We start from the raw sequence: 26,014 nt of genomic DNA, 5'->3' as shown, positions 1-26,014 counted from the left end.
CATGCGCGCCCTGCTGATCATCCTCCGCCTTGGTATCAAGGAGATCTACAGCCTGGCCCGCGATCCGGTGCTGATGGGACTGATCATCTATACCTTCAGCGTCAGCGTCTACACGGTCGCAGACGGTGTAGAGACCGAGCTCCGGGATGCGGCAATCGCTATCGTCGATGAGGATGACAGTGTGCTTTCGCACCGCCTCAGGGGCGCATTCCTGCCGCCCTATTTCAAGCCACCTGTCATCATCGATATCGCCGATGTCGACAAGGGGCTCGACAGTGGCACCTACACGTTCGTGCTCGATATCCCGGCGAATTTCGAACTGGATGTCCAGCGGGGACGCCTTCCGGCAGTCCAGCTCAATGTCGATGCCACTGCCATGACCATCGCCGGTAACGGCGCCGGCTATATCGCCTCGATTGTCGAGCAGGAGGTCGCCCGCTTCACCAGCCGGGCCGAGCCGGAAGCAGATGCGGCAGCCGCCCTGCAGATCAGGGTCAAGTACAACCCGAACCTCGAAGCCGTCTGGTTCAATGCCGTGATGGAGGTGGTGAACAACATCATCGTCATGGCCGTCATCCTGTCCGGCGCCGCCGTGATCCGCGAACGGGAGCATGGCACGATCGAACATCTGCTGGTCATGCCTGTGACGGCGGTTGAGATCATGATCTCGAAAATCTGGGCGAACGGCCTCGTCATTGTCACCGCCGCGCTGCTCTCGCTGGAGCTCGTCGTGCACCGGGGCCTTGGCGTCCCGCTGACGGGCTCAATTCCCCTTTTCGCTCTCGGCGCCTCGGTATTCCTGTTCTCGGTCACGGCACTGGGCGTGATGTTATCGACCTTCACCCGGTCAATGCCCCAGTTTGCCTTGCTTTCAATCCCGGTGATTGTCGTGCTGCACTTGCTGTCGGGAAGCCAGACTCCGCTGGAGAGTATGCCGAAGACCCTGCAATGGATCATGCAGCTGTCACCCGCGACGCATTTCGTCCGGTTCTCGCAGGCCGTGATCTACCGGGACGCGCCGATCACCCTGATCTGGCCGGAACTGGCCATCATGTTCGTGATCGGCTGTCTCTTTTTCATGATGGCCCTGTCGCGCTTCCGTATCGCGATGGGCACGCGCTAGAGCGGCTGATTACTCTCCGGCCTCGCGCAGCGCCGCGTCATAGAGGTTAGGCCCTGCGAACTCCCGGTCATGGGTCAGGGACGGCACCTTGCCGCGCGCCTCATCGACCTTCGCGAGATCGATTTCCGCCGTGATGATGCCCGGCTCCTCACCGCCATCGGCCAGAACCTCGCCCCAGGGCGCGACGATGATCGAGTGGCCGTAGGTCTGGCGCCCCTTGGAGTGGGTGCCGCACTGGGCAGCGGAAATCACAAAGCACCCGTTCTCGATCGCCCGGGCCCGCTGCAATACATGCCAGTGTGCCTCGCCGGTTACCTTTGTGAAGGCCGCGGGCGCGAACAGAACCTTGGCGCCCGCCTGGGCGAGGGAACGGTAGAGATAGGGGAAGCGAATGTCGTAGCAGATGGTCAGGCCCATCGTGCCCCATGGCGTCTCGGCGAGCACGCCTTCCTCGCCCGGCTTGTAGGACGCCGACTCCCGGTAGGTCTGACCGTCGCCGACCTGCACGTCGAACATGTGAATCTTGGTGTAACGCGCGGCAATGCTACCGTCCGGCGCGATCAGGAAGCTGCGGTTCGCCAGACGCTCGTCATCCGTTAGCTTGACCGAGAGCGAGCCCGCATGGAGCCAGACACCGAGCTCCGCCGCGAGCCCCCGGAACGCGATGAGCACTTCATGCTCTTCTTCCAGTTTTGCCTTGGCCCGCGCCGCCGCCTTGTCCGGCTCGAACATGCCGACGATTTCCGGGGTGGTGATGAAGTCCGCTCCGGCGGCCTTCGCCTCCCGGATCATTGGCGAGACCTCGGCGATGTTCACCTCCGGGTCCGGCTTCGAGTTGGTCTGGACACAGGCAACGGTGAATTTCGACATCGGATCAATCCCCTGAACGGACGGTTAGGAAGCTTTCGCCTGCAACATTTCGTCGAGTTTACCACTGGCGTCCAGCGTCGCCAATTCGTCCGATCCGCCGACACCAACCCCGTCGATGAAAATCTGCGGCACGGTATAGCGCCCGTCGGCGCGTTCGGTCATGGCGGCACGCTTGGAACTGCTGGTGCTGACATCGATTTCGGTGAACGGCACGTCCTTGGATTCCAGCAGTTTCTTGGCGCGGACGCAGAACGGGCAAAACATGGTCGTGTAGATTTCGACCTCGGCCATCGAGTGATCTCCTTGAGAAGGCTTGCCGCATCCAAGTGGGCATTCTGAGCCCCTCAATCCAGCATTTCGCGCGAACAGACGCAAGCGGCAGCCGCAAGGATTACATCACGCGCGCCACGGTGAGCAAACTGACGGGCCCCGAACCCGCCTTCCGGCAGGCCCTGATACAGGCCTCTGCGGTGGCGCCGGAGGTCCAGACATCGTCGACCAGGATAATGCGTCGCCCCGCAATTCGCTCCCGCCGGCCTGGATCGACCGCGAAAGCCCCGCGCACATTCAGCGTGCGAGCCGATTTGCCGAGCCCGCCCTGGCTGGGCGTGCGCTTCACCCGGACGAGCGACAGCGGATCGTCGGCCAGCCCCGTCAAACGTGAAAGCTCCGCCGCCAACAATGCGGACTGGTTAAACCGCCGTCTGATCCGCCTCCACGGATGCAGCGGCACGGGCACGATCACGGCCGGTTCCGCGAAAAGCTCCGCACCGGCGATTGCCATCCAGCGGGCGAACAGTCGGGACAGTGTCTCGTCGCCGCCATGTTTGAAACGCAGGATCATCTCCCGGCAGGCATCGTCATAGGCCAGCGCCGACCGGGCCAGTTCAAACAATGACGCCCCTCTAACGCAGTCGCCGCACAGGGCACCGGCACCAACATCGTAGTCGAATGGCAACCCGCAGCGGTCACACCACGGCGGCCCGAGGAACGTCACCGCCGACCAGCACTCGGCGCAAAGCCCGTCATCCTCGACCACAAGCGCGCCGCATTTCTTGCAGCGCGGCGGCAGCACCAGGTCGAACAACCTCCGCCCGAGATGCAAGGCCGGCCTGCCAAGACTTCCGATCATACTGTCGCCACGCTCCCCCGCCTTTCCGGCCAGATATTGATGGCATGGGAGGGCCAGAAACATTTCCCCGGCGGCCGCGATGGACTATATCGGCGCCATGACCGATCAGATGCTTGTCTTCGACCGCCAGCAGGTCCGCCGCAACCGGGACCGCGCCGCCCCAGGCTTCGCCGACCATGATTTCCTGAAAAGGGAGATCTCCGAGCGTGTCGCGGACCGCATGGGCGACATCCAGCGCCAGTTCCCGCGTCTGCTCGATCTCGGCTGCCATAGCGGCTTGCTGCGCGACAGCCTGGACCCGCGCCTTGGTGTCGAATGGATCGTCGGGATGGACCCGTCGGAACAGTTCGCATTACAGGCCGGGAAGCATGGCCCTGCCATTGCGGCGGAAGAAGAACTCCTGCCCTTCGCACCGGCCAGCTTCGACGCCGTCGTCAGCGCGCTTTCGCTGCATTGGGTGAACGATCTGCCGGGTGCGCTCGTGCAGGCCCGGCAATGCCTGAAGCCAGACGGCCTTTTCCTCGGTGCCATGCTGGGCGGCGAGACCCTCCACGAGTTGCGCGCGGTGCTGACGGAAGCGGAAAGCGACGTGCTCGGCGGTGCCGGCCCGCGCGTCTCTCCCTTCGCCGAACTGCAGGATGCGGCTGGCCTGATGCAACGGGCCGGGTTCGCGCTGCCGGTGGTCGACAGCGACCTGCTGACGGTGACCTACGAGAATGCCTTCCTGCTGATGCGGGAGCTTCGCGGCATGGGCGAAGGCAACGCCGTGGCAGCCCGGCGCAAGACCCTCACACCGAAGAGCGTTTTCCTCCGCGCCGCCGAAATCTACCAGCAGCGCCACGGCACATCCGATGGCCGGATCGCCGCCAGCTTCCAGATTCTCTACCTGACGGGCTGGGCTCCGCATGCCTCCCAGCAAAAGCCCCTCAGGCCCGGCAGCGCCGCGCACCGGCTGTCCGATGCATTGGGAGCAACAGAGCTGCCAACCGGAGAAATTGCAGCTCCCGGCAGAAAGACACCCTAGGCGTCGCTGCCCGTTCCGCTCTGTGCCACCTTTCGGGAAATCAGCCCTTCGGGGCCGCTGACGGTGCACTTCAGATCCCGGATCCGGCCATCGCCGAGACCGTAGGCCCAGCCGTGCAGATGCAACGGCGTGCCTGCTTCCCAGGTCGCCCGGACGATCGGTGTGCGGGCAAGTGTCTGCACCTGCGCCCTGACATTCAGCTCGCAGAGCCTGTTGTGCCGGGCATCGTCTCCGGAGCAGCTGTGAAGCTCGTCCTCGTAGCGCTCGGCGACATCGCGGATCGGCTGCAGCCAGTGATCGACGATGCCATGCGCATTGCCGTCCACCGCCGCATGAACGCCACCACAGCCATAGTGGCCGCAAACGATCACATGCTTGACGTGCAGCACGCCGATGGCGAATTCCAGCACCGACAGAAGGTTCAGATCACCGGGATGAACCAAGTTCGCGACATTGCGATGCACGAAGACCTCGCCGGGTGCGAGCCCGGTGATGACATTCGCCGGAACCCGGCTGTCCGAACAGCCAATCCATAGATAATCCGGGGTCTGCAATCCGGACAGGCGCTCGAAATAGTGCGGATCTTCCCGCAGTTTTCCTTCGGCCCACTCCACATTGTGCTGCAGCAAGCCTGATAAATCCGGAATCGATGCCATCCATCCCTCCAAAGACAAGTTGGATGGATATAAGCGCTGATGCCGCTTTGCGAAAGAAAAACTGCCCGGATCAGCGCGCCAGACCGGCTTTCACCAAATAATCCGCCGCGTCGAAGATGCGCGTGTGATCCCTCAACTCCAGGATAAGGCGAGGATTGGAGGTCAGCTGAGAGAGTGCCCGGAAAACTGAGGCCCAGCGGATCGTTCCCTCACCCATTACCCAGTGCCGGTCGGCGTAGCCATCCGCATCCTGCAGGTGCACATGCTCCAGCATGTTGCCGGCGGCAACGACGTAATAGTCGACTGGCGGCGCACCGGTCGAGCCGTGAGCATAATGCGCGTGCCCGGTGTCGATGGAGACGCGGACCCGCTCGCTTTCGAAAGACTCGGCCAGCCGGACGCGCCAGCGCGGATCGATATCCTCGATATTCTCGATCACCAGCGTCACGCCGATCGCCTCGGCCCGCTTCACCGCTTCGCCCAGCGTGGCATGCACCCGTCCGATTGCGTCTTCCATGCTACCGGGCTTGTTGTCGAAATTGTTATAGTCCCAGGTGGTGAACGGGCTGTGCACGACCATCTGCGTCGCGCCGATTTCCTCGCAGGCATCGAGGCCCTGCATCATCCGCTTTTTCACGACATCGCGGACATCCGGGTCCATCGTATCGATGGTAAAGCCCCAGAACGGGCCGTGAATGCCAAGCCGTCCCTCATACCCGGATAGCTGCTTCCTGATATCCGCTGCCAGCGGCTTCCAGTCGCCGTTCAAAACCTCGGCCTTGAAGAAATCCTGGATTTCCAGGTCGCGCTGGCCGTCGATCAACCAGTCCCGGTAATGCGCGAGCATGCGAGAGGGCATGGCCGCACCAAGGGTCGGCAAAGGCGCAGATGCGGCATCAGTCATAGTCATGGCTCCGGTTCATGAGGCAATGGTGTCACTCTGGATGGATTGAGTGTTGCCTGTCTCCGACCCGCATAAAATGGAAACTTTCCTGACAGTCAGAAGATTTTTGACATCGGGTTGATCCACCGCAGCAACGAACCCGCTACCACAATTTCACAAAATGGACCTGTAACGCCCCGGACGAAAAATTCTCCGCGCCTATTCCTATTCGGTAAAAGAATCCGCAAAGCGTTCGCGCACGGCCACGATTTCATCGAAGTTCGCCATGAAAAGATCCACACCCTGCGGATCGAAATGGCGGCCCCGTTCTTCTTCCATGATGCTCACGATCCGGTCCAGCGGCCAAGCCTTCTTGTAGCAACGATCGCTACCGAGAGCATCGAACACATCTGCAATCGCCGTCAGCCGGCCATAGATGTGAATATCGTCACCCTTCTTGCCATGGGGATAGCCGGAGCCATCCCATTTCTCATGGTGCTCAAGCGCAATGACGGAGGCCGCCTTCAGGATCTTCCGACTGGAACCGGAAAGCATCCTGTGCCCGAGTGCGGCGTGGGATTTCATGATCTCCCACTCCTCGGAATCGAGTTTACCGGGCTTGTTCAAAATCGCGTCCGGGACACCGATCTTGCCGATGTCATGCAACGGCGAGGCGAGCTTGATCAGCTCGACCTCTTCTTCCTCGAGTCCGTAGGCGGCGGCGAGGATACGGCTGATTTCGGCGACCCGCTTCACATGGTTTCCGGTTTCCTGTGACCGGGTCTCCACCGCTTCACCGAGCATATAGACGATCTCGCGCTGGGTGCTGGCGACATCCTCATGCAACTGCGCGTTTTCGAAAGCGATGGAAACATTCTGGATGAAAAGCTCCAGAAGGCGCTGGTCCACGTCGCTGATCGAACCGACGCCGGACATATAGGTCAGGTTGACGGCACCCTGGCGGTCTTCGAAAAAGCCGACGAAATCACCGTCTCCATAATGGCTCGCCCGACCCTTGATCGCCTCTTCCAGCCGGCCAACCACATCTTCGGGCAGGACGTGCTTTGCATCGTCTCCCGCATAGGAGCCAAAAGCGCCGGTCGCGGCAAGAATACGGAGTTTGTCTCCAGAAAAGGAGGCAGCAAGACCACCGGGCGCCGACGCGTCCTTGTGCATATAGACGGCGCTCGGGTCGAGGTGGAGAAGCGCGGTGAGTTGCTCAAGCGCGCCTTCGGCGAACTTGTTTATCGACTTGAGCTCGAACACGTTGGCCGAGGCCTTGATCACGTGCTCCAGACCGCGTTTGTTCTGCTCAATCGTCACGATATCCCGATAGGATCTGAGCGAGCTGCACAGCAGGGTAAACAGTTTCGTCGCGGTGAGGTCGGTCTTCTCTTTGTAATCGTTGATATCGTAATCGGCGATGACCTTCCGCTCCGGCGCCTGGCCGGGCTGGCCTGTCCGGAGTACGATACGCGAGCGCCAGTTATTGAGTTCTCCACGGATATACCGAGCCACCTGCAGGCCCGCATCCTCGGTCTCCATGACCACGTCCAGCAGGATCAGCGCCGCATCCTGATGATCGGCCAAAACTTCCTTGGCTTCCGCCCCGGAATAGCAACTGATGAAATTCAGCCCGCGGCCCGCGAACTCGAAATCCGCCAACGTCAGCTTGGTGACGTCGTGCATGCCCGGATCGTCGTCGATAATGACGACTTTCCATTTTGACTGTGCGGCTTGAGCCCGGCCCTGATCGGCCTCGCCGTGGTCCTCAGCGGCAAAAATGAGGGCGTCATCATCAGTCATCGGCGGTCTCCGACTTGATCGGGAGGGTTATGTCGAAACGCGTTCCCTCTCCCAGATTACTGAAACACCGAATGGTGCCGGCCAGTGTTGTTGTCACCAGGTTATACACAATATGCATTCCGAGTCCGCTACCACCGGATCCGCGCCGGGTGGTAAAAAACGGCTCGAAGATGTGCTCACGCACATTGGCACTCATGCCTTTTCCATTATCCTCAAAGCTGATCCTGACCTGATCGCCAAAGAGGATCGTCCGGATCAGAACTTGCCCCCGGCCGTCCTGCTCTTGACCTTCCTGCCCAAAGGCATGCGTCAGCGCATTGACAAGCAAGTTCGAGAGGATCTGGGAGAACGCACCAGGAAAACTGTCGATCACAACATCCGCATCGGCTTCCAGAACCAGGTCCACATTGGGATAGGCTCTGAGCTGCGGCTTCAGGCTCTGAATGATCTCGTGCAAGTATGAATCGACGTTAAACGATCGACGCTCTTCACTCGACTGGTCGACGGCAACCTGCTTGAAGCTTCGGATCAACTCCGCAGCCCGCCCCAGGTTGCTCTCGATAATCCTGCTGCCCTCATCGGCTATCGAAAGATATCCCTCTAACTGAGAGCGCTTGACGGCATTGCTTTCAAAGGCAGCCCCAATCTTGAGTGTCTCCTCGCGAACATGTGTCGACGCGGTCAAGGCGGTTCCGATAGGCGTATTGATCTCGTGCGCAACCCCGGCGACGAGACCTCCGAGGGACGCCATTTTTTCCGCCTGGACCAGCTCGTCCTGCGCCAGTTCAAGATCCCAGAGGGCCTGCCGCAAACGCTCCTCGGCCTGTTTCTGCTCGGTCACGTCCACCGCAATCGTGACAACGCTTCCATCCCCGACGGGGTGACGCCGCACGCTGAAGGCCTTGCCTGCTCTAGACGTATATTCGAAAGGGCGCGCCGTCGGAGTAACCAGTGATGACAGAACAACTTCGCGAGTCCGGTCGGCTTCGGGACCATAGTCACCCCGCTCGGCCACATAGCGGATTATTTCCGTGTAGTCGCAGCCGGGTTCCATCATCTCGCGCGGGACATCGAGAATGTCCCGTAGCTGATCATTGGCCACGACAATTTTCATGTGCTCATCTGTCAGGATGATTCCCGCAGGCGCATTGTTGATGGTTGATCGCAGCTGCTCTTCTTTCTCGAGCAGCATCTTTTCCCACTTGCGGCGCTCGGTGATATCGGACTGCCAGGCAATCACGGAGGGGACACCTTCGAAATCGATCCGCTTGGCCGATAACAGGCTCCACCAGCGGGAGCCGTCTGCCCGAACCCGTTCGACTTCGAATGCGGATACGTCCTCGCCCGCCACTATCCGATCCCGAAGCGCCTTGGGAAAAACACCGTCGACGAAAGTGTCCTCGATCTTCACCTCGCCCCCCGACTCTGGGTCCCGAAAGCCACTCAGCTCGACATTCCGGTGGTTCATGAACAGGCGGCGCAAATCCTTGACGGAAAAGATAGAAACACCCATCGGGCAGAATTCGAGAATCTCGCGCAAACGCTCGGCGTTCCTCTGTGTCTCACGCTCGGCGAGTTTGCGCTTGGTGATATCCCGGATAATCGCAGTGAAGGAACGGCTTCCGGCAGTGCTGACTTCGCTCACCGAAAGCTCAATCGGGAAAAGAGCACCATCCGCGCGCCGCCCTTCCAGCTCGGTTGTGCGGCCGATGATCGAACTTTTGCCTGTCTCAAGAAAGCGCTGAACCCAGGATTGGTGGACATCCGCCATACTCGCATCCATGAGGACCGTAACCGGTTGGCCAACAAGGGTTTTCAGAGAAAAACCAAATATTGTTTCGACAGCCTGGTTCGCCGACGTAATCCGTCCATCTGGATCGACGCTGATGATCGCATCGGCGGCGCTGTCGATGGTGTTCCGATGCTTCTCTTCGCTGAATTCAAGCTCCGCCTGGATAGCCTTGCGCTTCGAGATTTCAGCACGAAGCTCGGCTGTTCTCTGCTCGACCAATTCTTCCTGATCGTTGTTCAGGATCTGGATCTCGTTGAGACGCTCAACACGCTCGGTGACATCCATCAGAGTGCCGCATACGGCTGTCTTCCGGCCATTCTCGAACAGGGGTCCCATTCGCGCCTCCACCGAGCGAACGCTGCCATCCGGGCGAAGAATGCGGCATTCGGTAGCGCTCTCGGAGTCAATCTTCCAGGCTTGGCGAAACCAACGGTGGATTTCATCACGTTCTTCGGGGTGCACAGACAGCAGAAACGAGTTCCATTTCGCCGTTGTGGTGGCCCGATCCAGATCTAGAATACGGAATGCGCCGTCAGACCAGAAAATATCGTCGCCGTCGAGCGTCCAGTACCAGTATCCAATTTGCCCGATCCGCTCCGCATGGCCCCACGCCGTGATTTCCGGCAGCGAGTTCGCCGCCGCCGGCGCGGAACCGTCAGCGGGAACACCCGACCTCAGATGCAGGAAATAATAAACCGCCAACCCGGTGACGGCGGTAACCACAATCGCCTGCTCTAAAATCCAGAACGGGCCGGAGATCGCCTGCCCCAAAAACCACCCGAGAGCGCCGCCATGGAGCGCGAAAACAGCCCCCACAAAAGCGGGCAACCCAACGCAGATACGCCAGTCTGATTTCCGGTTGAAAGCCCGATGCATTCCGTCGAATTTCCCCGCAATTGCAGAAAATGCACGCTAAAGGCCAGATGTTAAGAAGCGGTAAAATCTCATATTACTCAATGCAAGATGAACGCAGCCCCCCCCCGGCACCGGTCTCCTTCCGGCGCGGACATTGTACTTTTCATCAGCGCCCATCAGAGTGGTCGCATCAAAGTCATGAAGCAAAATCAGGCAGGGGGCCGGGATGGGAGCTTTCGATCTAAGCGGCAAGGTCGCCGCGATAACGGGTGGCAACGGCGGCATCGGTCTGGCGATGGCCGAAGGACTTGCCAGGGCCGGTGCGTCAATCATGGTGATCGGGCGCAATCCCGATAAGAACAACGTCGCCGAAGGGAAGCTGACAGCGCTCGGCGTCAAGGCCAGCGCCTTTGCCGCAGACGTGACCAGCGAAGAAGATTGCGCGGCCGCCATGGCGGCAACGAAAGAGCGGTTCGGTCGCCTTGATATCCTGATCAACAATGCCGGCACCAATATCCGCAACGTGCCGCACAAGCTGTCGCTGCAGGACTGGCGGACAGTCATCGATACCAACCTGACCAGCGCCTTCATCTGCAGCAACGCGGCCTACCCGTTGTTGTCGGCCAAGGGCGGCAAGATCATCAATATCGGCTCCATGCTGTCGATTTTCGGCTCCAGCTACGGCGCCGCTTACGCTGCCAGCAAGGGCGGCATCGTCCAGCTCACCAAGTCGCAGGCCGTGGCCTGGGCGCCAGAAAACATCCAGGTGAACGCCATTCTGCCCGGCTGGATCAATACCGATCTGACCCGGCAGGCCCGCATCGACGTCGAAGGTCTGCACGAGCGTATCCAGGGCCGCACCCCGGCCGAACGCTGGGGCGATCCAGAAGATCTTGCCGGCGTCGCGGTTTTCCTGTCCGCCTCCGCGTCCGATTTCGTGACCGGCACGGCCATTCCGGTCGATGGCGGCTTCTCCGTGAACATCTGATCTTCGCGCTCCAGCTCACTCGCTCCGCTCACCTAGGAAAAGAAAATGACCGGCAAACCCATCGATGAGGTTCTGAACTGGCTGGACGGCCAGCGTGACGCCATGACCGACCTGCTCGAAGAGCTGGTGAACACGGAATCCGGCACCTACAACAAACCCGGCGTGGATGCGGTCGGCGCAAAGATCGAGGCACATCTGAACGCCGCCGGGATCAAGACTGAACGCACCGGCGCCGAGAGCTTCGGGGATTGCATCCGTGCCGAAATCTCGGCCGCTCCGGGCGGCGCCAACCGGCATATCGTGCTGATGGGCCACCGGGACACCGTCTTCCCGGACGGCACCGTTGCAGACCGCCCCTTTACCAAAGACGGCGATGTCGCCTACGGCCCCGGCGTGGCGGATATGAAATCCGGGCTGGTGATGAACACCTTCATCATGGAAGCCTTCCACAAGTTCGGCGGGGCGCCCTTCCCTCTGGTCGCCCTCTATACCGGTGACGAGGAAATCGGCTCACCGTCCGGACGGCCGGTGATCGAGGCGACGGCACGCGGCGCGCGGGCGGTCTTCAACGCGGAGCCCGGCCGAGAGACCGGCAATGTTGTGACCGGCCGCAAGGGCGCCTCCTTCTTCAAGTTCGAGATCAAAGGGGTCGCAGCCCATTCCGGCGGGCAGCCGGAGAAGGGTGTCAGCGCAATCGAGGAAATGGCCCGCAAGATCCAGGCTCTGCACAGGCTCACGAATTTCGAGACCGGCGTCACGGTGAATGTCGGCCTGCTGTCCGGCGGCAGCTCGGTCAACACGGTCGCCCCGCTCTGCACCGCCGAGGTGGATGTCCGGTTCAAGACCATGGAACAGCGCGACCAGGTCTGGCGCGACATTCAGGAAATCCTCGACACCACCCACCTGCCCGGCACGGAAACCCGCGTCGTTCAGGAACGCGGCTTCCTGCCGCTCACCATGTCGGGCGACAGCCAGAACATCTTCGATATTTATGTCGGCGGTGCCTCCGAGCTCGGCATGACCATTGATGGCGAGTTTTCCGGCGGCAGCGCGGATAGCGGTTTCACCGCCCAGGTCGGCACCCCGACCCTGTGCTCCACCGGCCCGGTCGGCGGCGGCGCGCATTCGATCAATGAATATTGCCGCCTGGATACTCTGGTGCCCCGGGCGAAAGCCGTCGCCCTGGCAATTTCGCGGCTGAACGCCTGATTGGTTATAATCCGACCGGCGCCTCCCGGACATCTGGACATTTGTGCCCTGCGGCCTCATGTCTTTTAAGGATTGATTCCGGGGGAGATTCTGAAAAATGGCACGCGTTCTGGTTCTCTTCGCACATCCGAGAACCGACCGGTCCGTCGCGAACACGGCCCTGATGGCCGCTGCGCGTGCCATCGATGGCGTGACCTTCGCCGATCTCTATGCCGAATATCCGGATTTCGACATCGATATCGACCGGGAGCAGCAGCGCCTGCAGGAGACGGACATCCTGGTATTCCAGCATCCGGTCTATTGGTATTCCAGCCCGGCTCTGCTGAAGGAATGGCAGGATCTGGTGTTCGAGCACGGATTTGCCTATGGCTCGGAAGGCACCGCGCTGGCAGGCAAATCATTGCTCCAGGTCGCCACCTGCGGCACCGCCCGCGAGGCCTACCGGAAACGGGGCAAGTACGAGAACGAGCTGCGGACGATGTTCTCTCCCTTCGAGCAGACCGCGAAGTTCTGCGGCATGCACTATCTCGCTCCCTTCGGGGTTTTCTCCGCCGAGGATGCCGCGGAGGAGAAGCGTCTCGATGGTATAGTCAGCGACTATAGCCGCCTTCTGACGGCACTCCGCGACGGCACGCTGGATCTCGAAAGAGCCGCGGCGGTGCCGCTCCTGAACGATGTCCTGGACGAGGTCATCACCGCAGAGCCGGCGGCTGTCTGATGGGCTTTTTTCAGGACGCCTTCATCTATCTGCTCGCCGCCGTAATCGCGGTCACCGTCTCGCACCGGCTCGGTCTCGGCTCCGTTCTGGGATACCTCTTCGCCGGTATCGCCATCGGCCCGGTGCTGGGCGTCGTTGCCGGGGCGGATACCGAAACGGTGAAGCACTTCGCCGAATTCGGCGTGGTCATCATGCTCTTCCTGATCGGCCTCGAGCTCGAACCGCAAATGATCTGGCGGATGCGCTGGCAGCTTCTCGGGCTCGGCGGACTGCAGGTGACGCTGACGACTGTGACACTCACAGCGGCGGCGATGGCAGCCGGGTTCGCCTGGCAGACGGCCCTCGTCATTGGCATGACGCTCGCGCTCTCCTCCACCGCCATCGTCCTGCAAACCCTGAATGAGAAGGGCTGGATGCGATCGAGGGGTGGGCAATCATCCTTTTCCGTCCTGCTTTTCCAGGATATCGCGGTCATCCCGATGCTCGCCCTGCTGCCGCTGCTTGCGGTTGGCGACCCGGCGGTGATGGGCGCCGGAGACCCCGAGCATCACGCAAACATGCTCGACGGCTTTCCTGGCTGGTTCCAGACACTCGTCATCGTCGCCACCATTGCCTTCATCATCCTGACCGGACGCTTTCTGGTCCGGCCGGCCTTCCGCCTGATCGCAGCCTCCCAGATGCGGGAACTCTTCACCGCTGCCGCCCTGCTGATCGTCGTCTCCACCGCCCTGCTGATGGACCTCGTCGGGGTCTCCGCCGCGCTCGGGGCTTTCCTCGCCGGTGTCGTGCTGTCGACCAGCGAGTACCGGCACGCAATCGAAAGCGATATCGAGCCGTTCAAGGGGCTGTTGCTCGGTCTCTTCTTCATCTCCGTTGGCGCGGGTATCGATTTTGGACTGTTGTTTTCCGAGTTCTTCCTGATCATCGGCATCGCGCTCGGCATCATCCTGGTCAAGGCACTGGTGCTACTCGCGCTGGCTGGCATCTTCCGGCTTCCTTGGCAGGATACTTGGATGTTCGGTCTTGGCCTCGCCCAGGCGGGCGAATTCGCCTTCGTGCTGTTCGGCTTTGCCGGGTCAAGCGGCGCCATCGCCGGCAGTCTGGTCGAGATCCTGATTCTCTCCGTCGCCGTTACCATGCTGCTGACGCCGCTGATGTTCATCCTTTACGAGCGCTATGTCTTGCCGCGGACAGTCAGCACGACCAACCGTGAGGCTGACGAAATTCCGGAGCCGGGCACCGTGGTGATCGCCGGTGTCGGCCGCGTTGGGCAGATCATTGCCCGCCTGCTGATGGCGGAGAATTACAAGATCGTGGTGCTCGACCACGATCCCAATCTGGTCGAACGGATGCGGCAAACCGGTGTGCATAGTTACTACGGCGATGCAACCCGCCCCGACCTGCTTGAAGCCGCCGGGCTGGGCGACGCTGAGGTTCTGGTCGCGGCACTCGACGACCAGGATCAGCAGACCGCGCTCGTCCGGCATGTCGCGGAGCATTTCCCGAAATGCCGCATCGTCGCCCGCGCCTTCGACCGCCATCATCTCTACGAGCTCGAGAAGGCTGGCGCTCATGCGATCGAGCGCGAGGCCTTCGAAGGCGCGTTGATGCTCGGCCGCCGCACCTTGCGGGAACTCGGCCTGCATCCCTTCCGGGCCGAACAGAAAGTCCGCGCCTTCCGCCGCCACGATATGCAGACCGTCGATGTCCTCCGTGAATACTGGGCAGGCGGGGTTGGGAAAAAGTACATCACAGCGGTTCGGGAACGTCTCGACGAGCTGATGCAGGTCATGCGCTCGGACCGTCTGGCCGGCAAGAACCTGCCGGACCGGGAATGGACGCCGCCACGCGGCGAGGATGCCGAGCGCTGAAATCTGGCATAAAGCTTGCGTGCTCTTTTTCTGGTACAATCAAACCGCGTGGCTCAGCGGAGCCGCACAGCCGGAGAAGAAGAGACAGCCCATGAAGATCCTTATGGTCATCCCGCGTTATGTCGAGCAGGCAGGCGCGTTCTATCATCTTCCTCTCGGACTGGGATATGTCGCGGCCATTGCAGAGCAGGAAGGGCATGAGATCCAGGCGATAAACCTGAACACACTCGGCCCCAACTATCTTGATGCCTTGCAGCTCAAACTCTTTAACTACAAGCCAGATCTCTGCAGCACGGGCGGCCTCTCGGCCTTCGTTGCGAAAGTTCAGGAAATCCTCGGCATCTGCAAGGACGTCTGCCCGGACACCACAACCATCATCGGCGGCGGCATGTTGAGCGGCGACCCGGAACCGGCCATGCGCATGACAGGCGCCGATATCGGTGTCATCGGCGAGGGTGAGGATTCGTTCGGAGAGTTCCTGCGGGTTTTTTCCGGCTCCGGCGATCTGGCCACGGTCGATGGTCTGATCTTCCGCAACAACAAGGGTGTGTTGACCCGCAACAAGCCACGGTCGGCCATCATGGCCCTCGACGATCTCCCCTGGCCCAGTTACGACCTGATGGGCTTCGGGGATGTGATCGACACCCAAAGCAGCCTCGACACCTACTTTTATCAGGGTCAACCGAACTCGAACCCGCGCAGCATCGACATGATCACCAGCCGGTCATGCCCGTTCAGTTGCACCTTCTGCTTCCATCCCGCCGGCAAGGTTTACCGGGAACGCGATCTCGAAAAATTCTTCCAGGAAGTTTCTTTCTACAAAGAGAAATACGCCATCAACATGGTGCAGATCGTGGACGAACTGTTCTCTCTGCGCCGGGATCGGCTGCATGAATTCTGCGAGCGCATGGAACCGCTTGGCCTGCAATGGCTGGTCCAGTTGCACGTCAATAGCTGCGACCGCGAGACGCTGAAGAAGATGGAACGCTCCGGCTGCAGCTTCATCAGCTACGGGGTCGAGAGCATGGACCCGTCAGTGCTTATCAGCATGAAGAAAAAGGCCAAGGTCGAGCGCGTCGATAGCGCTCTCCGGCTGACCGCCGAGGAAAAAATCGGCATCCAGGCCAACCTGATTTTCGGCGACACCGTGGAGACGCTGGAGACCGCCAACAATTCACTGAAATGGTGGGCGAAGAACACGGATCTCGGCGTTTATCTCTCCGCCTTGCAGGTCTATCCCGGAAGCCCGGATTATATCGAAGCAGTCCGCGATGGCCTCATTACGGACCGGGATCATTTCGTCAACGAGCTTCCGGTCTCCGTCAATATCAGTCAGATGAACGAAACCAACCGCACCTTCCTGACCATCCTGCTGAGCACCTACGGCCTCGGCATCCTCGATATCGCGCAGGATTCAACCCACAGAATTTCCGACAAGCAGTTCGAGAACCGCAAAACCGCCTACGATATCGATTTCACCTGCCCGACCTGCCAGACTGAAAATCATTTCAAGTCCGCGGTCATCGATACCGAGGGTAGTCCAAGTCTGCGCGTGGCCTGCCGGCACTGCCGCACCCGCCCATATATTCCAAACCCGCTCAAGAACCGGAGCGCCTATCGCATCCGCAATCTCGAGATCGCCCGTTTGGAAGAGGCACACAAACTACTCGCGGCAAACGATCACGACGCGGCGTACACCATCCTGGAAAGCATGACCCAGCTGGAAGGCTCCTCGGACAGGAAGGCCAAGGCCTTCGCCCTGCTGGGCACGATCGAGGCAGCCCGCCGAAACTTCATGCCGGCCGCATTACGCTGGGCGGATGCCGTACGATTGGCGCCGTTCGACCCGGATAATCATGTCGGCTTCGCGCGCGTACTCAGTATGTTCAAAATCTTCGGCGGCGCGATCCTGCATTACAAGCAGGCCCTCAGGCTCTCCCCGGATCATGCCGAGGCCGCGGCGGAACTCCAGAAAATCGAACGGAACTACAGCACTGCGGAGAAGGAAGTGTTTGTCATTTCCCTGTCGAATGACCTGCCGCCGCAACGTAAGTCCCGGGAGAAGAAAAACACCCGGATCAAACACGCGGACAAGCTCAAACTGGCCGGAGGGCGCTTCGACACAGAGCCGGAATTCGCCCATCTCGAACCGGTGGCCTGAATCACGCTCTTTGGACTTTTCAGGTTGAATGGATTGAAATAGAACCGATCTAGTCCCTATTCGATCCAACAAACTCTAAGGACCAATCCCGTGGAAGCTATCGATCTGCTCCTCACCCGCCGTTCCGTCGTCGTCAAGGATATGGTCGGGCCGGGCCCCGATGCGGCCGAGCTGGAAAAAATCCTTACCGCCGGCATCCGGGTTCCGGACCATGGCAAGATCGGCCCCTGGCGCATTCAGGTGCTGCACGAGGCAGGTCAGGCCGCGCTCGGTGAGGTTTTCGCAAACCGCTTTGCCGAGATCTGGGGCGAGGACGCCTCCGAGAACATGCTCGCTTTCGAGCGGGAACGCCCCGGCCGGGCGCCGGTTCTTCTGGTTGTCACGGCAGACCTGCATCCGGATCACAAGGTGCCGCTGATCGAGCAGCAGATGTCCGGCGGCGCACTCTGCATGAACCTGCTGAACGCTGCTCATGCGCTCGGCTATGTTGCCCAGTGGCTGACTGAATGGCCGGCCTTCGACGAGGGCGTGAAAAAAGCACTCGGCCATTCCGCCGGGACCGAGATCATCGGCTTCGTCTATATCGGCAGCGCCACCAATGCGCCAATGGAGCGTCCGCGCCCGACCCTGGAGACCGTCGTCTCCGAATGGACAGGCGCGTGAGCGGGCTGACCATCCGGGCAGCAACGCTGGCGGACATTCCCCGCGTCGCGGAGATCTACTGCGCGGCGCGGCTGCTTGCCTATGACGGTCTGGTTCCGGAAGAGGATTTGATCGCCAGTGCCGCACCCGATCGTCCGAAATGGCGCGAGTTGCTGGAAGACGAGGGGGTGACCTTTCTCGTCGGCGAGCGCGACGGGGATATCCTGGTCATGGCGATACTGGAAGGCGCCAAACTGGAATCCCTTCACGTCGATCCGGCAGCCCACGGTGGCGGCATCGGAAAAGCGCTTCTTGCCCATTGCCGAGCATTGGCTGGCCCCAGCATGGAGCTCTATTGCCTGGCCGGGAACGACCGGGCGATCGGGTTCTACGAGAAGGCCGGCATGCGCCAGATGGGCGCCGTCGATCAGACCATTTACGGCACCCGCTACGACGCGCTTCGCTTCGCCTACGACGACTGATCCGCGTCTTTCAGCGCGCGGGCCAGAACCTCGATATGGGAAGCACCGATCCCGCAGCATCCACCGATGATCGATGCCCCCATATCGCGCCATTTCCGGGCCCAGGCCACATAGGCCGGCGGATCGAGGTCCCTGCGCATTGCGCTCAGGCCCTCGTTCGCCGCCATGCCGCTTGCAGGCTTGCCGAAGGCATTCGCGTAGACACCGATGCGGATGGATACCGGCAGGGCGGACCGGGCTTCGTGCAACGCCGCTTCCATAACCTCCGGCACACTGCAGTTGAACAGCACCGCCTCCGCACCGCAGCGCGCCGCCGCGGCCGCCGCATCGCGGACAGCCTCGCCGGAGCGCAGTCTCGGTGCATCAGTCTCTTCGCTATCGTCATCCAGTGTATAGGCAACCCAGAGCGGCTTCGGCGCTGAAGCCGTAGCCTCCGCTGCCGCAGCCATTTCGGCAATGCTGCTGGTTGTCTCGATCAGCCAGAGATCGACGTGGGGGGCGAGCCCGCCAACAAATTCCGCCAGCAGGGCCGGTGCGCACTCCGCATCGAAATCCTGCGGCTGGTAGGAGCCGAAGAGCGGCGGAATACATCCGGCAACGCGCACGCCCGGATGCTTGTCGGCGGCGGATCGCGCCAACCTTCCGGACAGCTCGATCAGGCGCCGTCCGTCGCTGGCAAAACGGTCTTCGCCGAGATGAAACGGGACGACGGCATAGCTGTTCGTCGTGATCACCTCGGCTCCGGCCTTGATGAATTCGATATGAGCCTGTTCGACGATTTCGGGTGTTTCCATCAGCGCCAGCGCCGACCATTCCGGTTGCCGGAAAGGCGCACCGAGCCGTTCGAGCTCACGGGAGAAACCGCCATCCAGAATGATGAGGTCATGCGGCATGCGATGGTCCTTTCGTCCTTCTGTCGCGGCCGGGTATTCAGCGATGAATATGCCTGATTTTTGCGGCACGGCTGTAATCCCGAGAAGCCTCTTGCTCGCGAAAGACAAGATGCTTACCACTCGACGGCCTTATGCTTTTCTCCCGGGAGGAACAATGAAAAAGATTAACAAACTGCTACGCGCCAGCCTGCTTGGCGTGGCGCTGACGGCGCCGGCCCTGTTCGCCGCCGATGCCGGTGCGGAAACCCGCGTGACCTACAAGTCCGCGAAATCGACCTCGTCCTATTACCAGATGGCCGTTCAGGTCGCCGAAGCGGTGAAGAAAGCCACCGGCGGCGCCATGGTACTGACTGTCGAGGAGAGCCAGGGCTCGGTCCAGAACGTCAAGGAAAGCGCCCGCCGTCCGGGCAACTACGTTTTCACCACACCGCCGGTGCTGGTGAAGCTGGCCATGGCTAACAAGGGCAAGTTCGAGGGCGACACGGATTACAAGACGATCCGTGCCCTGTTCCCGATCCCGTCCCTGACCATGCATTTCGTCGTCCGCGCCGATAGCGGTGTCGAAACATTCAGCGATCTCGACGGCAAGAGCTTCATCATCGGCAAGGGCAGCTTCGGCGCCCGCGAGGCGGCCAAGAATTTCAAGCTGTTCGGTCTTGAAGGCAAAGTGAAGCTGGTCGATGCGGAACTGAACGCTGCTGTCCCGGCCCTGAAGAACCGCCAGGTCGATGGCTTTGCCACCGCCGGCTCCTACCCGGCGCCGAACGTGATCGAGGCTGCTGCGGGTACCGAGGTCCGCCTGCTGTCCATGTCGGAAGAGCAGATCAAGCAGACCAAGCGCACCAAGCTGGTGATCCCGGCCGGTACCTATCCCGGTATCGATACCGACGTGAACACCACGTCCCTGCCGGTCGTTGCCTACACCACGACGAAGATGAGCGACGACGATGCCTATACGCTGACCAAGGCCTATTGGGACGCCAAGGGCTCGATGGGCAAGACCGCCAAATGGTGGGACGGCGTGAAGCCGGAAATGCTGGCCAACGTGATCGGCAAATTGCACCCGGGTGCTGCCCGCTACTATGCGGAAGCCGGTATCGCGATTCCCGACGCCATCAAGTAAACCACACCTCACACAGCGGGAGACGGACCGCCGTCTCCCGCGCCTGCCCCTTTCCGATACGCGACCGAGATTGCGCCGATGCTCCCCTCCGACAATGACCGGACCGTGCCGATGAGCGTCACGGCCAGTCTCGTGACCCTGCTTGCCTTCGGGTCCGTCGCGTTTCACGTCACCCTGATCTTTACCGGCCTGCTGCCGAACCTGGTCGTCCGCCCGGTGCATCTGGCGCTCGCCCTGCCGTGGGTTTTCGTCATCGGCGCGGGCGGATCTCTTGCCTCCCGGCTCTCCGGCTGGATGCTGGCTGGAGCCGGCATTGCCATCTGCGCCTATATCGCCTGGAACACCGAAGCCCTCAGCGATCAGTACGGCTATACCGAAGGCTGGCTGCAACGCGCGGGAGGTATCCTTATCCTCCTGATCGTCCTTGAAATGGCGCGACGGGCCGTGAAGCTGGCCCTGCCCGCCCTTGCCGTCATCGCCCTGCTCTATGGCTTGTTCGGCGAATACCTGCCGGGCGAGTTCGGCCATCCGGGCCTGCCCTTCGATAGCCTGCTCGGCACGCTCGTCATTGCCGAGGGCGGGATCTGGGGACCGCTCACCGGTGTTTCCGTCAATGTCGTCGCCGTCTTCATCGTGCTCGGCGCCCTGGTCGGCGCGGGGCATGGCGGCACCGGCTTCATGAATGTCGCCACCCGGCTTGCCGGACGGCTGAAAGGCGGGGCCGCCAAGGTCTCCGTGCTCGCCTCGGCCCTGTTCGGCTCGATCAGCGGCTCGGCGTCGGCCAATGTCGCTTCCACCGGCGCTTTCACAATCCCGACCATGCGCCGTCTTGGATATCCGGCACCGCTCGCCGCCGCGGTCGAAGCCGTCGCCTCCTCCGGCGGCCAGATCATGCCGCCGCTGATGGGGGCCGGTGCCTTTGTCATGGTGGAGCTGCTGGCGACCACTTACGACACCATCGTCGCCGCCGCGATCCTGCCCGCCACCCTGTTCTTCGCCGCCGTCTGGTTCGGCATCGACTGGTTTGCCGCCCGCGACGGTCTGAAGGCGATGGATCCCTCCGAGATCCCGGACCGGCGCACCGTGCTGCGCACCCTGCCGTTCTTCGTCATCCCGTTCGGCGCCCTGCTGGCCGTGCTGTTCGGCACCGGCTACACGCCGCAATATGCCGCCGGTGTCGCGATCTTCGCCGCCGCCGCCATGCTGCCGCTGAACCCGGACGGTTTCGCCGGACTGAAGACCACCTGGAACCGACTCTCCGGCGCCGCCGTGGATGCTGCCCGGCAGATCGCCATGATCGCCTCGATCATCCTCTGCGCCGGGATCATCGTCGGGGTGCTGAACATGACCGGGCTCGGCGTCAAGGTGACATCGGCCATCCTGTCCTTCTCCGGCGGCCAGCTCTGGGCCGCCCTGCTCTTGACCGCGCTGGCCTGCCTGATCCTCGGCATGGAAGTGCCGACCACCGCAGCCTACGTGATCTGCATCTCCGTGGCCGGTCCGGCATTGCAGGAACTCGGCCTACCGCCGCTGACAGCGCATCTGTTTGTCTTCTGGTACGCCCTGCTCTCGACCATCACGCCACCGGTTTGCGGCACCGTCTTCATCGCCGCCGGGATGGCCGACGCGCCCTGGCTGAAGGTCGCGGGCAACGCCATGCGGCTTGGCATCGGGCTCTATATCGTGCCGCTCGGCATTGTCGCGAACCCGTCCCTGATTGCGCTCACCGACACGCCGCTGCTGGCGCTCGCCGCCTTCGTCAAGCTCGGTGCCGGACTGGCGCTGACAAGCTGGGGGCTCGTCAACGCGACCGCCGGCCTGCGCGCCATCGCGGCCTTTGCTGCCGGTCTCGCACTGGTGTTCGTGCTCGGCTTCTGATGTAGTCTCGTCCCCGTCCAACCAAGCGGAGCCTTTCCATGCCTTCCATCGTCGTCAAATCCAGCATCTACGGAGACATGTTCGGCACCGCCGACATGCGCGGCCTGTTCGAGGACGATACGCTCCTCGGGCTCTATCTCGACGTGGAGACGGCGTTGGCCCGGGCACAGGCGAAGCTCGGCCTGATCCCGGAAGACGCCGCGAAGGCGATCACCGAGGCTGCCGATATCGACAAGATCGACATGGACAAGCTGTCCGCCCGGACCCAGATCGTCGGCTACCCGATCCTGCCGCTGGTCGAGCAGCTTTCCGGCTGGGCGCCGGACGGGCTCGGGCAATATTGCCACTGGGGCGCGACGACCCAGGACATCATGGATACCGCCGACGTGCTGCAGGTTCGCGCCGGGCTCGACATCGTCGAGGAATATCTGGAGCGGATCGCCGCCGCGCTGGCCAAGCTGGCGGAAGAGCATGCCGACACCCCGATGGCGGGCCGCACCCATCTGCAGCACGCGCTGCCGGTCAGCTTCGGTTTCAAGGCCGCAACCTGGCTGTCCGCCATCGACCGGCACCGCATCCGCCTTGCCGAGTTGCGCGGCCGGGTTGAGGTGGTCGAGTTCTCCGGCGCCGCCGGGACGCTCGCCTCGCTCTCAGGCAATGGCCTCGCGACGCAAGCGGCGCTGGCGGAAGAACTCGGCCTCGCCGTGCCGGACATCACCTGGCACACCATCCGCGACGGTTTCGCCGAGGTCACCGGTTTCCTGGCCCTCGTCGCCGCCAGCATCGGCAAGATCGGCTATGACATCATGCTGATGATGCAAACCGAAACCGGCGAAGTGCTGGAGCCCTACGTTGCCGGGCGCGGCGCCTCCTCGACCATGCCACAGAAGCGTAACCCGATCTCCTCGGAGATGATGCTGGCCGCCGCCAAGATCGTGCGCGAGCAGCACAGCGCCATGCTAGACGCGATGGTGCAGGATCATGAGCGCGCGACCGGTCAGTGGCATGTCGAATGGCACGCCCTGCCGACAGCCTTCATCGTCGCTTCCGGCGGCCTCGCCGCGGCGGCGGAAGTGCTGGAAGGGCTGGAAGTCCGGCCCGACGCCATGCGCCAGGTGCTCGACACCACAAAGGGCCTGATCGTCGCCGAAGCGGTGATGATGGGCCTCGCCCCACATATCGGCCGGCAGGTGGCCCATGACGTGGTCTACGATTGCTGCCGCAAGGCGCTCTCCGGCGAAGCGACGTTCCTCGATGCGCTGATGGCCGAGCCGGAGATTTCCGGCGCGCTCGACCGGGCCAGCGTCGAGGCCCTGACCAAACCGGAAAACTATCTTGGCGAAGCGCCCGAGATGGTCCGCCGGCTTTTGCTGAAACGGCGCAACTGACACTCAGGCATTCTCGAACTGATTCTGGCCCGTCCGGTCCTCACCCCGCATCAGGAACACCTTCTGGCGTGACTGGTCGCGGATCTTCTGGGTCTCGGACTTTCGCTTGGCCAGTTCGCGGTCGAACAGGCTCGTCGTCGGCATGAACCGCATGGTCATGCCCCGGCGCGGCTTGTCCGAATGGTTCGCCTCCGAGCCGTGCAGCAGATAGACATCGTGCAGCGAGAGCTGCCCGGCTTTCAGCACCAGATCGACTGCCTCGCGTTCATCGTAGGCAGCGGGGTCGAGTTCCTGGTTCAACGTCACATCGGTCGCGTCGGTTCGGCTGTGCGCCTTGAGACGTTGGTCCTTGTGTGAGCCGCGGATGAACTTCAGGCAGCCGTTCTCCGGTGTCGCCTCGTCCACGGCGAGCCAGACGGTGCAGGTCGCGAGCGGCCGGATCGGCCAGTATTCGCCATCCTGATGCCATGGCGTCCGTTTGCCGCCATGAGCCGGCTTGGCGAAGAAGCTCATGTTCCAGAGCGCAATATCCGGCCCGATGAGCTGGCCGACCATGTCGAGGATCTCGGGACTCGCCGCGAATTTCCTGAAAGCCGGCTCATAATCGAGAAGAGCGGAGCAATAATCCCTGAACTCCGGATGCCGTTCCAGCAAAGCGGCATGCAGCGCCTTGATCTCCTCCAACGCATCCGCACCGAGACGAAAATCCGGGATGACATAGCCGTCCTCGTGATACCGCGCGGCCTGATCGGAACTCAGCATTTCTTCCTCCCGTTCCGTTTTCCCGTCAGCCTAGCCCCGCCCGTTCTCTTTGTCCCGCCGCGGCCGCGATGCCCTTGTCCTGACGGGTGGAATCGTGGAGACTCACGCAAAATAATGGGGAAGGCGGGGCATGTCGGAAAATCGGGGCGTAGCGCTACGTGCGCGCCTGGAGGCGATCAAGGTGGTACCGGTGATCCGGACGCCGAGTGCGGACCTCGCGATCCGCGCCTGCGAGTGGCTGCTCGATGCGGGAATGCAGGCGCTTGAGCTGACCTTCACCACACCGGATGCGCACCGCGTCATCGAGACATTTGCCCGGACAGCGCCAGACGTGCTGATCGGAGCCGGCACAGTGCGCACCCCGGCGCAGGCTATCGCGGCCGCAGGGGCAGGAGCCCGGTTCCTTGTCTCCCCCGGAGCGGCGCCCGGCGTCGCGGAAGCTGCCGCGGCAGCGGGGCTGCCTTACCTGCCCGGCGCCGCGACACCGAGCGAGGTTGAAGCGCGCTGGGCCGCCGGTGCGGCCATCGTGAAGATCTTCCCTGCCCGGGAATGCGGCGGCCCCGGTTTCCTCAAGGCCGTGAAATCGGTCTACCCGGAAATCCCCTTGATGCCGACAGGCGGCGTTTCGCCGGAAACGGCGAAGGCCTATCTCGATGCCGGCGCACTCTGCCTCGGCATGGGCGGCGAACTCGTCTCTATCCCTGCCCTGAAGGCCAACGACCCAGGGCCGATCCGGGAGGCCGTCGCCCAGGCTTTCGCCTCGGTAAATTCATGACCGGCTTTCCCGATCTTCTCTGCCTCGGAGAGCCGATGCTGGAATTCAATCAGCAGCCGGACGAACGCTATCTCGCGGGGCATGGCGGCGACACCTCGAACGTCGCCGTGGCCGCCGCCCGGCAGGGCGCCTCCGTCGGCTATCTCACCCGGATCGGCCGCGATACGTTCGGCGAGAGCTTCATGGAGCTTTGGGAGAACGAAGGCATCGACACGCGCGGGGTCGAAACCTGCGCGGACGGTCACACGGGGATTTATTTCGTCACACACGGCCCGGACGGACACCGCTTCAGCTATCACCGCGCCGGATCGGCGGCGAGCCTGATGACGCCAGGCTTTCTGCCGCGCGAGATGATCCGGGACGCCAAGGTCCTGCACCTCTCCGGTATCAGCATGGCGATTTCCGACAATGCGGCGGACACCGTATTCGCGGCGATCGCGCTTGCGAAAGAAGCAGGCGTCAAGGTCTCGGTCGATCCCAATTTAAGGCTGAAGCTCTGGCCGCTGGACCGGGCCCGGGCCCTGACCCATGCCGCGATGGCCGACGCCGATATCGCCCTGCCCGGCCTGGACGACGCGACCCTTCTGACCGGAAAGAGCGACCCCGATGCCATCGCCGATTTCTATCTCGATCTCGGTGCCGGAATCGTCGCCCTCACCCTCGGTTCAGAAGGCAGCCTGATTGCCACGGCGACAGACCGGAAGCGGCTTCCGGGACATGCGACCGACGCCAGGGATGCCACCGGAGCCGGCGATACGTTCGACGGCAGCTTTCTCGCCGAATATCTCCGGACTGGTGATCCGTTCGCGGCGGGACGTCATGCCAATATGGCGGCCGCATTGTCGACCCGGGGCTTCGGCGCGGTCGGCCCGATGCCGCGACGGCCGGAGGTTGAAGCCGCCCTGGCCGGTTCCTCAGAACCCACATCTTCCGACTAGTGCTTTTCCTCACCGTTCCACTGACTCATACTGTGGCATCCAGGC

At 62.1% G+C, this 26,014-nt stretch carries 23 protein-coding genes; 14 read left to right on the top strand and 9 right to left on the bottom strand.

The window, feature by feature from the left end; translation table 11 throughout:
• Position 1 precedes the first annotated feature (1 nt).
• Positions 2 to 1,123, top strand: a complete 1,122-nt coding sequence (locus K328_RS0121425) for an ABC transporter permease (RefSeq protein WP_028467713.1) — start codon at positions 2 to 4, stop codon at positions 1,121 to 1,123.
• A 9-nt stretch (positions 1,124 to 1,132) separates the two neighbouring features.
• Here K328_RS0121425 and K328_RS0121420 read toward each other — a convergent pair whose 3' ends face one another.
• From K328_RS0121420 to K328_RS0121410, 3 genes are all read right to left on the bottom strand, one after another.
• Positions 1,133 to 1,993 carry a carbon-nitrogen hydrolase family protein gene (locus tag K328_RS0121420; RefSeq protein ID WP_028467712.1) on the bottom strand — a complete coding sequence of 287 codons (861 nt, stop codon included), beginning with the start codon at positions 1,991 to 1,993 and terminating at the stop codon, positions 1,133 to 1,135.
• A 24-nt stretch (positions 1,994 to 2,017) separates the two neighbouring features.
• The gene (gene grxC, locus K328_RS0121415) at positions 2,018 to 2,284 is read right to left on the bottom strand and encodes a glutaredoxin 3 (protein WP_028467711.1); all 267 of its coding nucleotides are present in this window, start codon (positions 2,282 to 2,284) and stop codon (positions 2,018 to 2,020) included.
• Positions 2,285 to 2,384: 100 nt separating this feature from the next.
• A complete protein-coding gene (locus K328_RS0121410; RefSeq protein ID WP_028467710.1) occupies positions 2,385 to 3,125 on the bottom strand; it encodes a ComF family protein in 741 nt (246 codons plus the stop codon).
• A gap of 79 nt (positions 3,126 to 3,204) precedes the next feature.
• Between K328_RS0121410 and K328_RS0121405 the strand changes: the two genes are divergently transcribed.
• Positions 3,205 to 4,149 carry a methyltransferase domain-containing protein gene (locus K328_RS0121405; RefSeq protein WP_245577624.1) on the top strand — a complete coding sequence of 315 codons (945 nt, stop codon included), beginning with the start codon at positions 3,205 to 3,207 and terminating at the stop codon, positions 4,147 to 4,149.
• Here the strand turns inward: K328_RS0121405 and K328_RS25360 are convergent.
• The 4 genes from K328_RS25360 to K328_RS26520 form a co-directional block, all read right to left on the bottom strand.
• The gene (locus K328_RS25360) at positions 4,146 to 4,805 is read right to left on the bottom strand and encodes a carbonic anhydrase (RefSeq protein ID WP_051285367.1); all 660 of its coding nucleotides are present in this window, start codon (positions 4,803 to 4,805) and stop codon (positions 4,146 to 4,148) included. The genes K328_RS0121405 and K328_RS25360 overlap by 4 nt on opposite strands.
• 70 nt (positions 4,806 to 4,875) lie before the next feature.
• Positions 4,876 to 5,709, bottom strand: coding sequence for a sugar phosphate isomerase/epimerase family protein (locus tag K328_RS0121395; RefSeq protein WP_028467708.1), 834 nt, complete (start codon positions 5,707 to 5,709; stop codon positions 4,876 to 4,878).
• 204 nt (positions 5,710 to 5,913) lie between these two features.
• On the bottom strand, positions 5,914 to 7,494 hold the full coding sequence (locus K328_RS0121390; protein ID WP_028467707.1) for a DUF3369 domain-containing protein: 1,581 nt from the start codon (positions 7,492 to 7,494) through the stop codon (positions 5,914 to 5,916).
• Entirely contained in the window at positions 7,487 to 10,162 is a 2,676-nt protein-coding gene (locus tag K328_RS26520) for a PAS domain S-box protein (RefSeq protein WP_084608470.1), read from the bottom strand. Before K328_RS26520 ends, K328_RS0121390 begins: the two co-directional genes overlap by 8 nt.
• Positions 10,163 to 10,367: 205 nt before the next feature.
• Between K328_RS26520 and K328_RS0121380 the strand changes: the two genes are divergently transcribed.
• The 7 genes from K328_RS0121380 (at position 10,368) to K328_RS26175 (ending at position 18,212) form a co-directional block, all read left to right on the top strand.
• On the top strand, positions 10,368 to 11,129 hold the full coding sequence (locus K328_RS0121380; RefSeq protein WP_036555313.1) for an SDR family NAD(P)-dependent oxidoreductase: 762 nt from the start codon (positions 10,368 to 10,370) through the stop codon (positions 11,127 to 11,129).
• A gap of 45 nt (positions 11,130 to 11,174) precedes the next feature.
• Entirely contained in the window at positions 11,175 to 12,338 is a 1,164-nt protein-coding gene (locus K328_RS0121375; RefSeq protein WP_028467704.1) for a M20 family metallopeptidase, read from the top strand.
• A 97-nt stretch (positions 12,339 to 12,435) separates the two neighbouring features.
• Entirely contained in the window at positions 12,436 to 13,056 is a 621-nt protein-coding gene (locus tag K328_RS0121370) for an NAD(P)H-dependent oxidoreductase (RefSeq protein WP_028467703.1), read from the top strand.
• The gene (locus K328_RS0121365; RefSeq protein ID WP_028467702.1) at positions 13,056 to 14,927 is read left to right on the top strand and encodes a monovalent cation:proton antiporter-2 (CPA2) family protein; all 1,872 of its coding nucleotides are present in this window, start codon (positions 13,056 to 13,058) and stop codon (positions 14,925 to 14,927) included. Before K328_RS0121370 ends, K328_RS0121365 begins: the two co-directional genes overlap by 1 nt.
• Positions 14,928 to 15,018: 91 nt before the next feature.
• The gene (locus K328_RS0121360; protein WP_169721255.1) at positions 15,019 to 17,088 is read left to right on the top strand and encodes a B12-binding domain-containing radical SAM protein; all 2,070 of its coding nucleotides are present in this window, start codon (positions 15,019 to 15,021) and stop codon (positions 17,086 to 17,088) included.
• Between the two features lie 90 nt (positions 17,089 to 17,178).
• Complete coding sequence (locus K328_RS0121355; protein WP_028467700.1) at positions 17,179 to 17,751, top strand: nitroreductase family protein; 573 nt, start codon at positions 17,179 to 17,181, stop codon at positions 17,749 to 17,751.
• The gene (locus tag K328_RS26175; RefSeq protein ID WP_169721254.1) at positions 17,748 to 18,212 is read left to right on the top strand and encodes a GNAT family N-acetyltransferase; all 465 of its coding nucleotides are present in this window, start codon (positions 17,748 to 17,750) and stop codon (positions 18,210 to 18,212) included. Before K328_RS0121355 ends, K328_RS26175 begins: the two co-directional genes overlap by 4 nt.
• On the opposite strand, the gene K328_RS0121345 is transcribed toward K328_RS26175, so the two are convergent.
• Entirely contained in the window at positions 18,200 to 19,105 is a 906-nt protein-coding gene (locus K328_RS0121345; protein WP_028467698.1) for a homocysteine S-methyltransferase family protein, read from the bottom strand. The two genes, K328_RS26175 and K328_RS0121345, sit on opposite strands and share 13 nt — an antisense overlap.
• 154 nt (positions 19,106 to 19,259) lie before the next feature.
• Here K328_RS0121345 and K328_RS0121340 point away from each other — a divergent pair, with 154 nt between their 5' ends.
• The 3 genes from K328_RS0121340 (at position 19,260) to K328_RS0121330 (ending at position 23,494) form a co-directional block, all read left to right on the top strand.
• The gene (locus K328_RS0121340; protein WP_028467697.1) at positions 19,260 to 20,228 is read left to right on the top strand and encodes a TAXI family TRAP transporter solute-binding subunit; all 969 of its coding nucleotides are present in this window, start codon (positions 19,260 to 19,262) and stop codon (positions 20,226 to 20,228) included.
• A gap of 78 nt (positions 20,229 to 20,306) precedes the next feature.
• On the top strand, positions 20,307 to 22,106 hold the full coding sequence (locus tag K328_RS0121335) for a TRAP transporter permease (RefSeq protein ID WP_245577623.1): 1,800 nt from the start codon (positions 20,307 to 20,309) through the stop codon (positions 22,104 to 22,106).
• A 38-nt stretch (positions 22,107 to 22,144) separates the two neighbouring features.
• Entirely contained in the window at positions 22,145 to 23,494 is a 1,350-nt protein-coding gene (locus tag K328_RS0121330; protein WP_028467695.1) for a class-II fumarase/aspartase family protein, read from the top strand.
• A 3-nt stretch (positions 23,495 to 23,497) separates the two neighbouring features.
• On the opposite strand, the gene K328_RS0121325 is transcribed toward K328_RS0121330, so the two are convergent.
• On the bottom strand, positions 23,498 to 24,256 hold the full coding sequence (locus tag K328_RS0121325) for a phytanoyl-CoA dioxygenase family protein (protein WP_028467694.1): 759 nt from the start codon (positions 24,254 to 24,256) through the stop codon (positions 23,498 to 23,500).
• Between the two features lie 130 nt (positions 24,257 to 24,386).
• Between K328_RS0121325 and K328_RS25350 the strand changes: the two genes are divergently transcribed.
• Positions 24,387 to 25,031 (top strand): bifunctional 4-hydroxy-2-oxoglutarate aldolase/2-dehydro-3-deoxy-phosphogluconate aldolase, encoded by a 645-nt coding sequence (locus K328_RS25350; RefSeq protein WP_036555309.1) that lies wholly within the window; start codon positions 24,387 to 24,389, stop codon positions 25,029 to 25,031.
• On the top strand, positions 25,028 to 25,969 hold the full coding sequence (locus K328_RS0121315; protein ID WP_028467693.1) for a sugar kinase: 942 nt from the start codon (positions 25,028 to 25,030) through the stop codon (positions 25,967 to 25,969). Before K328_RS25350 ends, K328_RS0121315 begins: the two co-directional genes overlap by 4 nt.
• Positions 25,970 to 26,014: the final 45 nt, after the last annotated feature.

The organism is Nisaea denitrificans DSM 18348, from assembly GCF_000426505.1.
Taxonomy (GTDB): Bacteria; Pseudomonadota; Alphaproteobacteria; order Thalassobaculales; family Thalassobaculaceae; genus Nisaea; species Nisaea denitrificans.
The sequence above is the reverse complement of the archived record's forward strand: the minus strand, read 5'-3'. Positions and strand labels throughout refer to the sequence as shown.